At 64.4% G+C, this 13,828-nt stretch carries 12 protein-coding genes; 6 read left to right on the top strand and 6 right to left on the bottom strand.

What is annotated here, in order from left to right:
• Nucleotides 1-26: 26 nt before the first annotated feature.
• A complete protein-coding gene (locus ACSSV4_RS00875; protein ID WP_454272826.1) occupies nucleotides 27-413 on the top strand; it encodes a DUF4168 domain-containing protein in 387 nt (128 codons plus the stop codon).
• A gap of 19 nt (nucleotides 414-432) precedes the next feature.
• Here ACSSV4_RS00875 and ACSSV4_RS00880 read toward each other — a convergent pair whose 3' ends face one another.
• A complete protein-coding gene (locus ACSSV4_RS00880) occupies nucleotides 433-2,487 on the bottom strand; it encodes a methylmalonyl-CoA mutase family protein (protein WP_454272828.1) in 2,055 nt (684 codons plus the stop codon).
• A 152-nt stretch (nucleotides 2,488-2,639) separates the two neighbouring features.
• Between ACSSV4_RS00880 and ACSSV4_RS00885 the strand changes: the two genes are divergently transcribed.
• Together ACSSV4_RS00885 and ccrA are read left to right on the top strand one after the other, a co-directional pair.
• Entirely contained in the window at nucleotides 2,640-4,010 is a 1,371-nt protein-coding gene (locus tag ACSSV4_RS00885) for a 1-acyl-sn-glycerol-3-phosphate acyltransferase (RefSeq protein ID WP_454272830.1), read from the top strand.
• 139 nt (nucleotides 4,011-4,149) lie between these two features.
• Complete coding sequence (gene ccrA / locus ACSSV4_RS00890; protein WP_454272832.1) at nucleotides 4,150-5,439, top strand: crotonyl-CoA carboxylase/reductase; 1,290 nt, start codon at nucleotides 4,150-4,152, stop codon at nucleotides 5,437-5,439.
• A 72-nt stretch (nucleotides 5,440-5,511) separates the two neighbouring features.
• On the opposite strand, the gene ACSSV4_RS00895 is transcribed toward ccrA, so the two are convergent.
• The gene (locus ACSSV4_RS00895) at nucleotides 5,512-6,432 is read right to left on the bottom strand and encodes a manganese-dependent inorganic pyrophosphatase (protein ID WP_454272834.1); all 921 of its coding nucleotides are present in this window, start codon (nucleotides 6,430-6,432) and stop codon (nucleotides 5,512-5,514) included.
• 660 nt (nucleotides 6,433-7,092) lie between these two features.
• Here ACSSV4_RS00895 and groES point away from each other — a divergent pair.
• Both groES and groL read left to right on the top strand, forming a co-directional pair.
• On the top strand, nucleotides 7,093-7,404 hold the full coding sequence (gene groES / locus ACSSV4_RS00900) for a co-chaperone GroES (RefSeq protein WP_454273380.1): 312 nt from the start codon (nucleotides 7,093-7,095) through the stop codon (nucleotides 7,402-7,404).
• Between the two features lie 51 nt (nucleotides 7,405-7,455).
• On the top strand, nucleotides 7,456-9,099 hold the full coding sequence (gene groL / locus ACSSV4_RS00905) for a chaperonin GroEL (RefSeq protein WP_454272836.1): 1,644 nt from the start codon (nucleotides 7,456-7,458) through the stop codon (nucleotides 9,097-9,099).
• A gap of 104 nt (nucleotides 9,100-9,203) precedes the next feature.
• Here the strand turns inward: groL and ACSSV4_RS00910 are convergent, their stop codons facing one another.
• On the bottom strand, nucleotides 9,204-10,058 hold the full coding sequence (locus ACSSV4_RS00910; protein ID WP_454272838.1) for an SDR family oxidoreductase: 855 nt from the start codon (nucleotides 10,056-10,058) through the stop codon (nucleotides 9,204-9,206).
• A gap of 117 nt (nucleotides 10,059-10,175) precedes the next feature.
• Here ACSSV4_RS00910 and ACSSV4_RS00915 point away from each other — a divergent pair, with 117 nt between their 5' ends.
• Entirely contained in the window at nucleotides 10,176-10,655 is a 480-nt protein-coding gene (locus ACSSV4_RS00915) for a transglycosylase SLT domain-containing protein (protein WP_454273381.1), read from the top strand.
• A 4-nt stretch (nucleotides 10,656-10,659) separates the two neighbouring features.
• Here ACSSV4_RS00915 and tdh read toward each other — a convergent pair whose 3' ends face one another.
• The 3 genes from tdh to ACSSV4_RS00930 are packed head-to-tail and all read right to left on the bottom strand — an operon-like array spanning nucleotide 10,660 to nucleotide 13,812.
• Complete coding sequence (gene tdh, locus ACSSV4_RS00920; RefSeq protein ID WP_454273383.1) at nucleotides 10,660-11,682, bottom strand: L-threonine 3-dehydrogenase; 1,023 nt, start codon at nucleotides 11,680-11,682, stop codon at nucleotides 10,660-10,662.
• A 1-nt stretch (nucleotide 11,683) separates the two neighbouring features.
• On the bottom strand, nucleotides 11,684-12,619 hold the full coding sequence (locus tag ACSSV4_RS00925) for a PLP-dependent cysteine synthase family protein (RefSeq protein WP_454272840.1): 936 nt from the start codon (nucleotides 12,617-12,619) through the stop codon (nucleotides 11,684-11,686).
• Nucleotides 12,616-13,812 (bottom strand): glycine C-acetyltransferase, encoded by a 1,197-nt coding sequence (locus tag ACSSV4_RS00930; RefSeq protein ID WP_454272842.1) that lies wholly within the window; start codon nucleotides 13,810-13,812, stop codon nucleotides 12,616-12,618. The genes ACSSV4_RS00925 and ACSSV4_RS00930 overlap by 4 nt, the downstream gene beginning before the upstream one ends.
• Nucleotides 13,813-13,828: the final 16 nt, after the last annotated feature.

A 13,828-nucleotide genomic window follows, 5' to 3' on the forward strand; every position in this document is an offset into this window, starting at 1 on the left:
ATCAGACCAGTCAACAGGAGACCGATTTGACCTTTAAAACCAAGCTTGCAACGCTGCTCGGCGCCGCCGCGCTCGCCTTCACCACCCCGCTCGCCGCGCAACAGGCGCAACCGACAGATGTGCCTGAAATCGCCGCCGAAGACGTGACCGACACGCAGGTCGACGCCTTTGTCGAGGCGATCCTCGCCATCGAGGAGGTGCGCAACGAGTACACCCCGCAGATCGAGTCCACCGAAGACGAGGCCGCGCAAAAGGAACTTGTCGAGGAGGCGAACGAAGCCGCGTTTGCCGCCGTGGGCGAGGTCGAGAATATGGATATCGACAGCTATATCGCCATCGCAAACGCCGCCGGTGAGAATGAGGCGCTCAATCAGCGCATCATCGCCCGCATCACGGAAGTGCGCGAAGAGTAACGCGCACGGACGTGGCGGATCATTCCGCCGCCACCGCGCGCGGATCGGCGAGCGTCACGATATCCATCATGATCGTGTTCAGCTCGAAATCCTTTGGCGTATAGACCCGCGCCACGCCCATTTCGCGCAATCGGCGGGCATCGTCTTCCGGGATGATGCCGCCGACGATCACCGGCACATGCCCGAGACCTGCGTTGCGCATCCGCTCCATCAGCTCCTCCATCAGCGGCATGTGCGAGCCTGACAGGATCGACAGACCCACCACATGCGCGCCCTCGTCCTGCGCGGCATTGACGATCTGCTCGGGCGTCAGGCGGATTCCTTCATAGCCGATATCCATCCCGCAATCGCGCGCGCGGAAGGCGATCTGCTCTGCCCCGTTGGAATGGCCGTCGAGCCCCGGCTTGCCGACGAGGAATTTCAGACGCCGCCCGAGCGTGTCGCTGACCGCGTCCACGGCATCGCGGATCTCATCCAGCCCCTCGGTCATGTTCGACGGGCTGCGTGAGACGCCGGTGGGCCCGCGATATTCGCCGTGAATGGCGCGCATCTGCTCGGCCCATTCCCCCGTCGTCACGCCCGCCTTCGCCGCCGCGATGGAGGCGGGCATGATATTCTCCCCGGCCTCTGCCGCCGCCCGCAAATCCGCAAGCGCCGCCTTGACCGCGCCTGCGTTGCGCGCGCGCCGCCACTCCTCCAGCCGTCCGATCTGGTCTGCCTCGACGGCCGGGTCGACCACCATGATCCCGCCATCCTCGGTCTGCAGCGGCGAGGGCTCGCCCTCCTGCCACTTGTTCACGCCGACGACCACGGTCTCGTTGCGCTCGATCCGGCCTAGGCGTTCGGCGTTGCTGTCCACGAGCCGCGATTTCATGTACTCGATGGCCGAGACCGCGCCGCCCATGCTGTCGAGATTGGCCAGCTCATGCCGCGCGCCGTCTTTCAGCGCCTCGACCTTGGCATCCACCGCCGGGTTGCCCTCGAACAGGTCGTCGAATTCCAGAAGGTCCGTCTCATAGGCGAGGATCTGCTGCATCCGCATCGACCATTGCTGGTCCCAGGGACGCGGCAGGCCAAGCGCCTCGTTCCAGGCCGGAAGCTGAACCGCCCGCGCGCGGGCCTTTTTCGACAGCGTCACCGCCAGCATCTCGATCAGGATGCGGTAGACGTTGTTCTCGGGCTGCTGCTCCGTCAGGCCAAGCGAATTGACCTGCACCCCATAGCGAAAGCGGCGGAACTTGGGGTCTTCGACGCCGTAACGCGCCTGCAAAATCTCGTCCCACAGATCGACGAAGGCGCGCATCTTGCACATCTCGGTGACAAAGCGGATGCCTGCGTTGACAAAGAACGAGATCCGCCCGGCAAGGATCGGAAAATCCTCCTCCGGCACGCGCGGCTGCAACTCGTCCAGCACCGCGACTGCGGTGGCCAGCGCAAAGGCCAGCTCCTGCTCGGGCGTCGCGCCGGCCTCTTGCAGGTGGTAGGAACAGACATTCATCGGGTTCCATTTGGGCACATGCTTGTAGCAGTATTCGGCCACGTCTCCGATCATCCGCAGGCTCGGCTTGGGCGGGCAAATGTATGTGCCGCGCGACAGGTACTCCTTGATCAGATCGTTCTGCACCGTGCCTTGCAGGGCAGTGGTATCCGCGCCATGCTCCTCGGCCACCGCGATATAGAGCGACAAGAGCCACGGCGCCGTGGCGTTGATCGTCATCGAGGTGTTCATCTGATCGAGCGGGATCTGATCGAAAAGCGCGCGCATGTCGCCCAGATGACAGACCGGCACGCCGACCTTGCCGACCTCGCCCTTGGCGAGCACGTGATCGCTGTCATAGCCGGTTTGCGTCGGCAGATCGAAGGCCACCGAGAGGCCGGTCTGCCCGCGCGCGAGGTTCGAGCGATAGAGCGCGTTCGAGGCCTGCGCCGTCGAATGGCCCGCATAGGTGCGGATGAGCCAGGGGCGATCTTTCTGCGTCTGCGACATGTACGGGCCTCGTGAATCAGGTTGCGCAATTTTCTTACGTTCCGCGCAATGTAGCGGCAACAAACTGGCGCTGTCAATTCGCTGCATCGCGGCATATGCGCCGGTCCCGCGTCTCCGGCCTCTCCCCCGTCATCCTCGGACTTGATCCGAGGATCTCCCGGCCAAGAGATCCTCTGGTCGAGCCAGAGGATGACGCGCCCCCCATTTACCGCCCCCGCGTTCCCTGCTTATCTGGCGCAATGACACAAACGGTCGACATGCCCCTTTGGGCGCTCTTGTTGTTGATCGCCTTCGCGGGCGTGACCTTTGCATCGCATTTCCTCTTTCCCTCCGTCCGCTGGTTCTTTCGCCGCCGGATGGAGCGCGCCGTCGCCCGCCTCAACGCGCGGCTGGAGCGGCCCATCGAGCCGTTCAAACTGGCGCGCCGCTACGACATGATCCAGCGCCTGATCTACGACCCCGAGGTGAGCCGCGCCATCGCCGAACATGCCCGCAAGGAAGGCATCCCCGAGAATGTCGCCTTCGAGAAGGCTAAAGGCTACGCGCGCGAAATCGTGCCCAGCTTTTCCGCCACCGCCTATTTCGGCATCGCCATCAGGCTGGCGAAATGGCTGAGCCGGTCGCTCTACCGCGTCCGTCTGGGGCATTTCGCCGACACCCTGACCGGGATCGACCGCGACGCGACGGTCGTCTTCGTGATGAATCACCGCTCCAACATGGATTACGTGCTGGTCACGTGGCTCGCCGCCGAACGCTCGGCGCTGTCTTATGCCGTGGGGGAATGGGCGCGGGTCTGGCCGCTGTCGCGGCTGATCAAGGCCATGGGGGCCTATTTCATCCGCCGCAAATCGCGCGGCGCGCTCTATCGTCGGGTGCTGGCGCGCTATGTGGGCATGGCCACTGATGGCGGCGTCACGCAGGCGATGTTCCCCGAGGGCGGGCTGAGCCTGAATGGCGGCTTGCAGGAACCGCGCCTTGGCCTGCTCAAGTACCTTGTCGAGGAGCGCACGCCGGATGGACGTGATGTGGTCTTTGTGCCCGTGGCGCTGAATTACGACCGGGTGTTCGAGGACCGGCTGCTGGTTGCCGCCGATCAGGCGGGCGGCCGACGCTTTCCGGCGCGGATCAGCGTGGTGGCGCGGTTCATCCTGCGGCAGGGCTGGCTGCGTCTGCGCGGGCGCTATCATCGCCACGGCTATGCGGCTGTCAGCTTTGGCGCGCCGATGTCGCTGCGCGCCTATCAGGTGGATCACCCGTCGGGCGGAGTCGAGGGGCTGGCACGCGCACTGATGGCCCGGATCGGGGCCGAGGTGCCGGTGCTGCCGGTGCCACTGGTGGCGCGCGCGCTGATGCTCGCCGAGGAGCCGCTGAGCCGCGAGGCGCTCGATACCCGCATCGCGGCGATGCTGGCAGAGGCCCCGCGCGCGCATTTGCATCTGCCGCGCGACGATCTGGCCTATGCGATCCGCTTTGGCATTACCGTGTTGCGCAAACGCGGGATGATCGAGGAGCGTCACGGCGCGTTTTCCGTCATTGAGGCCGAACGCCCGCTGCTGACCTATTACGCCGCCTCCATCGCCCATCTTTTTCGCAGTCGCAGCGCTGGATGAGCGATTTTTCTGCACTCGCTCGGTCATAAAATTACAAAATTTGCACTCCGTGCTATTGCAATATTACCAATCCCTCAGTATCCCAAGGTCAGAGCGCCGCGATTCTGCACTGCGGCACGCGATCACGAGGAGGCTGACTATGGCTTTGGACAACGAGACGGGCATCGCGCCCTATGACGCACCGGAAAAAGACCTCTACGAGGTCGGCGAGTTGCCCCCGCTCGGCTATGTGCCCAAGCATATGTATGCCTGGGCAATCCGCCGCGAGCGCCATGGCGAGCCGGAAACCTCGTTCCAGCAGGAGGTGGTCGATACCTGGGAGATCGACAGCCACGAGGTGCTGGTTCTGGTGATGGCGGCGGGCGTCAACTATAACGGCGTCTGGGCCGGTCTCGGCCAGCCGATCAGCCCCTTTGATGGCCACGGCGCGGACTATCACATCGCCGGGTCCGACGCGTCGGGCATCGTCTGGAAAGTGGGCGAGAAGGTCAAACGCTGGAAGGTCGGCGACGAGGTGGTGATCCACTGCAATCAGGACGATGGCGATGACGAGGAGTGCAACGGCGGCGATCCGATGTTCTCGCCCACGCAGCGGATCTGGGGCTACGAGACGCCGGACGGGTCATTCTCGCAATTCACCCGCGTGCAGGCGCAGCAGCTCATGCCGCGCCCCAAGCACCTGACATGGGAGGAAAGCGCCTGCTACACGCTGACGCTCGCCACCGCCTACCGGATGCTCTTCGGCCACGCGCCGCATGACCTCAAGCCGGGGCAGAACGTGCTTGTCTGGGGCGCCTCGGGCGGTCTGGGGTCTTACGCGATCCAGCTGGCCAACACCGCCGGGGCCAACGCCATCGGCGTCATCTCGGACGAGAGCAAGCGGCAGTTCGTTCTCGATCAGGGGGCCAAGGGCGTCATCAACCGCAAGGAATTCAACTGCTGGGGTCAACTGCCCACGGTCAACACGCCCGAATACAACGCCTGGCTGAAAGAGGCGCGCAAGTTCGGCAAGGCGATCTGGGACATCACCGGCAAGGGCGTCAATGTCGACATGGTCTTCGAGCATCCCGGCGAGGCGACCTTTCCGGTCTCGTCGCTGGTGTGCAAGAAGGGCGGCATGGTGGTGATCTGTGCAGGCACCAGCGGCTTTAACTGCACCTTCGACGTGCGCTACATGTGGATGCACCAAAAGCGCCTGCAAGGCAGCCATTTCGCCCATCTCAAGCAGGCGGCGGCGGCCAACAAGCTGATGGTCGAGCGCCGTCTCGATCCCTGCATGTCCGAGGTGTTCCCGTGGGACGAGATCCCGCAGGCACATACCAAGATGCTGAACAACGAACACAAGCCCGGCAACATGGCAGTGCTGGTTCAGGCGCCGCGCACCGGGCTGCGCACGGTCGAGGATGTGATCGAGGCCGGTCGGGGCTGAGCATCCCCGCCGCCAATGAAAAGGCCCGCGGGAGGTGTCCCCCGCGGGCCTTTTTCGTGGATCGTTCTGACTTCAGAGCGCGAGATTGGGGATGATCTGCTTCTTGCGGCTCATCACGCCGGGCAGCACCACGGCATCGCCCGAGACAGTCGCGCCAAAGCTTTTCTCGGCGAGCGCTTTGACCAGATCGTTCGGCACCAGCAGCGTCGCCTCTTCATTCAGGATATCCACTACGAACAAGAGCACCTGATCGACACCGTCCTCGGCGGCGACGGTGGTCATGCTGTCCATCAGGCTGGCCTTGCGGTCGAGCACGGTGGCCGGCGCGGTCGTCTCCAGAACGCTGACCCGGAATTTCTTGCCGCCGACCGCATATTCCTTGGAATCCATCCGCAGCAGTTCGGCATCGGAAAAGGCCGACACGTCGGATTTCGCGGCGAACATCTCGGCGGCGTAGTCGGGGATCGAAATCCCGAGATCGGCGGCGAGGCTCTCGGCCACGGCGCGGTCATGGTCGGTGGTGGTGGGCGAGCGGAATTCCAGCGTGTCGCTGAGGATGCAGGTCAGCGCCGCGCCCTTGGCCCAGTCGGGCATGCGGGCGGCGTCGTCGCCCATAAGGTCGACCATGATCGTCGCGGTGCACGCCAGCGGGCGGATGGTGATGTCGATCGGGCCCTTGGTCTCCAACCCGCCGACCAGCTTGTGATGGTCGATGATCGCCTGCACGTCGGCGCCGTTGATATTGGCGGGCAGTTCGGCGGGGTTGTTGGTGTCCACCACGACGCAAGCCTGACCGTCCTCGACATTCGAGATGATGCGCGGCTTGGGCAGGTCCCATTTGGTCAGCAGGAAGGCGGCCTCGGTATTGGGCTCGCCCAGCAGGACGGCCTCGGCGTCGCCACCTTTCACCTCGTTGAGATACCAGGCCCAGAGGATCGGCGATCCGGTGGAATCGGTGTCAGGGGATTTGTGGCCGAAAACAAGGGTGGTCATGATGCGTATCCTCAATGATCGTGAATGCTTCGGCGCGCCTTATAGGCGCGCTCGCGGGGTTTGTCACCCAGTGATGCTGCACTGCGGCAATCAAGGCGTTCCTTTCGGTCTTCCCGCTCCTCCGTCACCCTCGGACTTGATCCGAGGGTCTCTGGCGGCGGAGATCCTCTGGTCAAGCCAGAGGATGACGCGGAGCGAGGCACAGGCGAGTGGATCACAGCAGGTGGGGCGGGAGACTTTGGCCTTGAGTGGGTCATAGCACCCCGCCAGAAGGTGCGGCGTGATCGCAGGGCCGGGGACTGGCGATGCAACGTGTGTAGGAGGTACTTTATCCCGGCAAAACCCGTGTAACCCCAACACGTTGCACGCCCCCTCAAATCGCCAGGCCGCGGGACGGCCCGGCGATCGCGCGGCACCTTCGGTGCGTTTCGCGCGGGATGCGGCAACTGCAGCTCAAGGACAAATCCCGGCCTTGACCTCGGTTCGGCATCAGGCCGACCCGGCAGCCTTGATCCGACACCGACGATTTTCGTGATCAAGGGTGTTGACTCGGCCACGGCCTATCCCTACCTATGCGCCGTTATCACTCACCCGAGGGGAGTGCTAACGATCCCCGCGTAGGGATCATAGGGAGTAACTTTGAGCCAAGGAGCCTCAGAGATGGCATTTAAACCGCTGCATGACCGCGTGCTTGTCCGCCGCGTTGAAAGCGAAGAGAAAACCGCCGGGGGCCTGATCATCCCCGAGACCGCCAAGGAAAAGCCCCAGCAGGGCCAGGTCGTCTCCGTTGGTGACGGCGCGCGCAAGGACAATGGCGAGCTGATCGAGATGGCCGTGAAGGCCGGCGACACCATTCTGTTCGGCAAATGGTCCGGCACCGAAGTCACGATCGACGGCGAAGAGCTGCTGATCATGAAGGAAAGCGACATTCTGGGCATCATCGACGCCGACAAGGCCGCCAAGGCTGCCTGAACGCCGCGCTTCGTCTGATCCGGAACCCATAGAAATCAGGAGCATCTGAACATGTCTGCAAAAGACGTACGCTTTAACACCGACGCCCGCAACCGCATGCTGCGCGGCGTCAACACCCTGGCCGATGCGGTCAAGGTGACGCTCGGCCCCAAGGGCCGCAATGTCGTGCTGGAAAAGAGCTTCGGCTCGCCGCGCATCACCAAGGACGGTGTCTCTGTCGCCAAGGAAATCGAACTGGAAGACAAGTTCGAGAACATGGGCGCGCAGATGGTCAAGGAAGTGGCTCAGCGCACCAATGACGAGGCCGGCGACGGCACCACCACCGCCACCGTGCTGGCCCAGGCCATCGTGAAAGAGGGCGTCAAGGCCGTGTCCGCGGGCATGAACCCGATGGACCTCAAGCGCGGCATCGACCTCGCCACCTCCAAGGTCGTGGCCCACATCAAGGCCGCCGCCCGCAAGGTCGAAAACTCCGACGAAGTCGCCCAGGTCGGCACCATCTCGGCCAATGGCGAGGCCGAAATCGGCCGTCAGATCGCCGACGCGATGCAGAAGGTCGGCAACGAGGGTGTCATCACCGTCGAGGAGAACAAGGGCCTCGAGACCGAGACCGACGTGGTCGAGGGCATGCAATTCGACCGTGGCTATCTGAGCCCCTATTTCGTGACCAACTCCGACAAGATGGTCGCAGAGCTCGATGACTGCCTCATCCTGCTGCACGAGAAGAAACTCTCGAGCCTCCAGCCGATGGTGCCGCTGCTCGAGCAGGTGATCCAGAGCCAGAAGCCGCTCCTGATCATCGCCGAGGATGTCGAAGGCGAAGCCCTCGCGACCCTCGTCGTGAACAAGCTGCGCGGCGGTCTCAAGATCGCGGCCGTCAAGGCACCGGGCTTCGGCGATCGCCGCAAGGCCATGCTGCAGGACATCGCGATCCTGACCGGCGGCCAGGTGATCTCGGAAGATCTCGGCATGAAGCTCGAATCCGTGACCATGGACATGCTCGGCTCGGCCAAGACGATCAACATCACCAAGGACGAAACCACCATCGTGGACGGCCATGGCGAGAAGAAGGAAATCGAGGCGCGCGTCGCCCAGATCCGTCAGCAGATCGAGGACACCACCTCGGATTATGACCGCGAAAAGCTCCAGGAGCGCGTCGCCAAGCTGGCCGGTGGTGTGGCCGTGATCCGCGTTGGCGGCATGACCGAAACCGAGGTGAAAGAGCGCAAGGACCGCGTCGATGACGCGCTGAACGCCACCCGGGCTGCCGTGCAGGAAGGCATCGTCGTCGGCGGTGGTGTCAGCCTCGTGCAAGGGGCCAAGGCGCTCGAAGGTCTGACAGGCGCCAACAGCGACCAGAACGCCGGTATCGCCATCGTGCGCCGCGCGCTCGAAGCGCCGCTGCGCCAGATCGCCGAGAATGCCGGTGTCGACGGCTCCGTCGTCGCGGGCAAGATCCGCGAAAGCGACGATCTCAAGTTCGGCTACAACGCGCAGACCGATGAATATGGCGACATGTTCAAGTTCGGCGTGATCGACCCGGCCAAGGTTGTCCGCACCGCGCTCGAGGATGCATCTTCGATCGCCGGCCTCCTGATCACCACTGAGGCGATGGTGGCCGACAAGCCGCAGAAAGAAGGCGCCGGTGGCGGCGGCGGCATGCCCGACATGGGCGGCATGGGCGGCATGATGTAAATCATCCCCCGGCTTTGCAGCCAAGGAAAGGGTCGCGCACTGCGCGGCCCTTTTTCGTTGGGGTGCCGGGATTCTGAGTATTTTTGGAACAGTGAAAGGGCCGGTCAGCCCTCTTCGGCCAGAAGCGCGCGCAACCCGTGGCGATAGTCGGGATGGATCAGGCGCACGCCCAGATCCTCCTTGATGCGCCGGTTCGAGACTCGTTTCGATTCGGCGTAGAAAGAGCGCGCCATCGGGCTCAACTCGGCCTCGTCAAAGCGCACCTCCGGCGGCACGGCCACGCCCAGCAATTCGGCGGCATGGGCGATCACATCCTGCGGCGGGGCGGGGTCATCATCGCAGAGGTTGTAGGCGGTGCCGGGGCGCGGGGCCATGATCGACGCCTCCAGCACCTGCGCGATATCGTCGACATGAATGCGGCTGAACACCTGCCCCGGCTTGACGATGCGCCGCGCCGTGCCTTGGTGGACTTTCTCGAACGGGCCGCGCCCGGGGCCGTAGATGCCCGCAAGGCGAAAGATATGCAGCGGCAGGCCGGGGATCGCCTGCCACTCGGCCTCGGCCGCGACCCGCAACCGCCCGCGTTTGGTCGAGGGAGTGAGGGGCGTGTCCTCATCCACCCATCCCCCTTGATGGTCGCCATAGACCCCGGTGGTCGACAGGTAACCCGCCCAGGCGAGGCGTGGCGCGATGGCGGCGATTTCCCCCCGCCAACGGGCCAGCACCGGGTCGCCGTCCTCGGATGGGCCAGCGGAACTCAGAAGATGGGTGGCCTCGTGCAGGGCGGGTGCAAGGTCATCGCCGTCCCATAGCAGCGGCACCACACCCTCGGCACGCAAGACCTCGGCCTTGTCGGCATCGCGCGTGGTGCCATAGATGCGCCACCCCTGCGGCAGCAGCCGCGCCGCGAGGGCGCGGGCGCAGTAGCCATGGCCAAAGGAGAAAAGAACCTTGCTCATGCGTCCTACATGGCGCGACCCGCGTGGAATGGCAAGGTTTCGCCGGTGGCGGATGAAGCCTCTGGTATGGCGCGGCGCGCGCAGGCATTCTGCCCGCAAACCCATCTCGGAGCCGCCATGCCCCTTCCCTCGCGCCGCCTTGTCCTCGGCCTCCTCCTCGCAGCCCCGCTTGGCGCCTGCGCCGCACCTCAGGAGGTCAGCCGCAGCGCCCCCTCCGAGCTGCCGCTTCATCCCAACGAGACACCGGAGCTGCGCCACCTGATCAACCGCTACGCCGATCACTACGAGCTGCCGCGCAGCCTCGTGCATCGCCTTGCGATCCGCGAAAGCAGGCACCGTCCGGGGGCGCGCAACGGGCCGTATTACGGCCTCTTGCAGATCCTGCCACAGACCGCGCGCACCATGGGCCATCGCGGCCCGCCCGAGGCGTTGCTCGATGCCGAGACCAATCTGAAATACGGCCTCAAATACCTGCGCGGCGCCTATCTCGTGGCCGACGGCGACCCGGACGAGGCGATCGGCTGGTATGCGCGCGGCTATTATTACGAGGCCAAGCGCAAGGGGCTTCTGGTCAAGACCGGTCTGCGTTCGGCCTGACGCCTCACCAGTCCATCACCACCTTGCCGGAATTGCCCGAAATCATCGCGGCAAAGCCGTCCTCGAACGCGTCGATCCCGATCCGATGCGTGATCAGCCCCGAAACATCGAGCCCCGATTGCACCAGCGCGATCATCTTGTACCAGGTCTCGAACATCTCGCGGCCATAGATGCCTTTGATATGCAGCATCTTGAAAATCACCGCGTTCCAGTCCACGGCAAATTCGATGGGCGCGATCCCCAGAAGCGCGACCTTGCCGCCATTGTTCATCCGCGCGATCATCTGCTGCATCGCCGCCGAGGCGCCCGACATCTCAAGGCCTACGTCAAAGCCTTCGGTCATGCCGATCTCGTCCATCACGTCGCGCAACTGCTGATTGCCCACATCGACCACATGCTGCACCCCCATCCGCCGCGCCAGATCAAGGCGATAGGGGTTGATGTCGGTGATCACCACCTTGCGCGCGCCCACCTTTTGGGCCACCAGTGCGCCCATGATGCCGATGGGCCCCGCCCCGGTGACCAGCACATCCTCCCCCACCAGATCAAAGCTGAGCGCGGTATGCACCGCATTGCCGAACGGATCGAAAATCGCCGCGATCTCGTCGGGGATGTCCTCGGGGATCGGCACCACGTTGCTCTCGGGAATACAGAGATATTCCGCGAAACTGCCGGGCCGGTTCACGCCGACACCTTTCGTGTTGCGGCACAGATGCCCCCGCCCCGCGCGGCAATTGCGGCAGGTGCCACAGACGATATGCCCCTCGCCACTAACCCTCTGGCCAATCCGGTATTTCACCGCCGCAGGCCCACAATCGACGATCTCGCCGACAAACTCATGCCCCACCACCATCGGTACGGGCACGGTTTTGGCGCTGAACTCGTCCCATTTCCAGATATGCACATCGGTGCCGCAAATCGCCGACTTCTTCACCTTGATCAGCACATCTGCCGGGCCGGGCTCTGGCACCGGAACGTATTCCATCCATAGCCCCGGCTCGGGCCGCGCCTTTACCAGCGCCTTCATTTCATTCTGCATTGCCCTGCCCCCACAAATCGGTGCTCAGATATTTCAACCCGCTGTCACAAACCACGAACGCCACGCAACCACCCCGCTCCGGCCCTCGCAACAGCCGGATCGCCGCCGCCAGATTGGCCCCGGCGGAATAGCCGCCAAAAATCCCCTCGGTCCGGGCCAACAGCCGCGCATGCTCCGCCGCCTCTTCCCCCGTAACCGTCACATCGCCCGCCAGATCGACCCCGCGCAGATGCTTGAGGTCGGGCATCGAGTATCCGCCGCCCTGTATCGGATGATCGGCCCGGTCAGGATGCACCGCGTAGCAGCGCACGCCAAGTGGCGCAAAGAACCGCGTCGCGCCGCCGATGGTGCCGCCAGAGCCGACGAAATCGCAGAACGCCGTCACCGCATGGCCCGACTGCTCCCAGATCTCGGGCGCAGTGCCACGCGCATGCGCCTCCGGGTTGCCCTCTCGCGCGAACTGATCGGCCCGGAACGCGCCACGATCCGCCGTGATCCTCCGCGCCTCCTCCTCAACCAGCGCCAGATCCGCCCCCGATACCTCACCGGGCTTTGCGCCCTCGGCTTGGCGCACCAGCACCACCTCCGCGCCGAGGCCGCGCATCATCCGCGCCCGCTCCTCGGAATTGCCCTCGCTCATCACCGCGACAAAGGGATGCCCCAGCACCGCGCAGACAATCGCCAGCCCCGTGCCCATGTTGCCCGAGGTCAGTTCGACCACCACCTGCCCGTCGCGCAAGTCACCACTCGCGCGCGCCGCCTCGATGATCGCCCGCGCCGCGCGATCCTTCTTGGAAAACCCGGGGCTGAGATAATCGAGCTTGGCCAGCAACCGCCCCTCAAGGCCGAGCGCCGCGCCGATGCGATGCAACTCGATCAGCGGTGTGTCGCCAATCGCCTCGATCACTGACGGCAGCGGCGTCATGCAATGACCCCCAACTCGCGTCCCACAGCCTCGAACGCATCAATCGCCCGGTCCAGCATGTCGCGACTCAGCGCGGCGCTCATCTGCGTGCGGATGCGGTCCTGCCCTTTCGGCACCACCGGGAACGAGAACGCGGTGACATAGACACCGCGCTCGTTCAGCTTGGCCGCCATCTCCTGCGCCAGTTTCGGGTCGCGCAGCATCACCGGGATGATCGCATGTTCCCCGGGCAAGAGCTCGAACCCAAGCGCGCCCATCCGCTCGCGGAAATACGCCGCATTCTCCCATAGCCGCGCGCGCAACGTCGCGCCATCCTCCAGCAGGTCAAAGACCTTGAGCGAAGCGCCCGCAATCACCGGTGCCAGCGTGTTGGAGAAAAGGTAAGGCCGGGATCGCTGCCGCAGCCAGTCCACGACCTGTCGGCTCGCCGCCGTATAGCCGCCCGAAGCCCCGCCCAGCGCCTTGCCCAAGGTGCCGGTCAGGATATCCACCCGCTCCATCACCCCGAACCGCTCCGGCGTGCCGCGCCCGGTCGCGCCCACGAACCCCGTGGCGTGGCAATCATCCACCATCACCAGCGCATCATACCGCTCCGCCAGATCGCAGATCTCGTCAAGCGGCGCATAATACCCGTCCATCGAGAACACGCCGTCGGTGGCGATCAACCGATGCCGCGCCCCCGCCGCCTCCTTCAGACAGCGCTCCAGATCCGCCATGTCGCGATTGCCATAACGCCAGCGCTGCGCCTTGCACAGCCGCACCCCGTCGATGATGCTCGCATGGTTGAGCGCATCGCTGACAATCGCGTCTTCGGGGCCTAAAATAGTCTCGAACAAACCGGTATTGGCATCGAACGCGGCGGCATAAAGGATCGCATCCTCTTGCCCCAGAAACCCGGCAATCCGCGCCTCCAGCTCTTTATGCTCCTCCTGCGTGCCGCAGATGAACCGGACGCTCGCCATGCCGAACCCGTATCGGTCGAGCGCCGCATGCGCTGCCGCTATCACCTCAGGGTCATCCGCCAGTCCAAGGTAATTGTTGGCGCAAAGGTTCACCACCTCTGCCCCACCCGCAAGCCGCACCTCGCCGGATTGCATCGAGGCGATCACCCGCTCGGTCTTGTAGAGCCCCTCCTCGCGCAGCCCCTCGAGCCGCCCGGCCATATCCGCATCAAACCGATCCCGTGCCGTCATGGTCCCCTCCCATTCA

This window comes from Roseovarius sp. MBR-154 (genome assembly GCF_053628595.1).

What these genes read in the sequence shown, in the direction of transcription:
- ACSSV4_RS00880 (WP_454272828.1), bottom strand. Translation starts at nt 2,487, where the DNA reads ATGCAGCGAATTGACAGCGCCAGTTTGTTGCCGCTACATTGCGCGGAA.
- ACSSV4_RS00885 (WP_454272830.1), top strand. Translation starts at nt 2,640, where the DNA reads ATGACACAAACGGTCGACATGCCCCTTTGGGCGCTCTTGTTGTTGATC.
- ccrA (WP_454272832.1), top strand. Translation starts at nt 4,150, where the DNA reads ATGGCTTTGGACAACGAGACGGGCATCGCGCCCTATGACGCACCGGAA.
- ACSSV4_RS00895 (WP_454272834.1), bottom strand. Translation starts at nt 6,432, where the DNA reads ATGACCACCCTTGTTTTCGGCCACAAATCCCCTGACACCGATTCCACC.
- groES (WP_454273380.1), top strand. Translation starts at nt 7,093, where the DNA reads ATGGCATTTAAACCGCTGCATGACCGCGTGCTTGTCCGCCGCGTTGAA.
- groL (WP_454272836.1), top strand. Translation starts at nt 7,456, where the DNA reads ATGTCTGCAAAAGACGTACGCTTTAACACCGACGCCCGCAACCGCATG.
- ACSSV4_RS00910 (WP_454272838.1), bottom strand. Translation starts at nt 10,058, where the DNA reads ATGAGCAAGGTTCTTTTCTCCTTTGGCCATGGCTACTGCGCCCGCGCC.
- ACSSV4_RS00915 (WP_454273381.1), top strand. Translation starts at nt 10,176, where the DNA reads ATGCCCCTTCCCTCGCGCCGCCTTGTCCTCGGCCTCCTCCTCGCAGCC.
- tdh (WP_454273383.1), bottom strand. Translation starts at nt 11,682, where the DNA reads ATGAAGGCGCTGGTAAAGGCGCGGCCCGAGCCGGGGCTATGGATGGAA.
- ACSSV4_RS00925 (WP_454272840.1), bottom strand. Translation starts at nt 12,619, where the DNA reads ATGACGCCGCTGCCGTCAGTGATCGAGGCGATTGGCGACACACCGCTG.
- ACSSV4_RS00930 (WP_454272842.1), bottom strand. Translation starts at nt 13,812, where the DNA reads ATGACGGCACGGGATCGGTTTGATGCGGATATGGCCGGGCGGCTCGAG.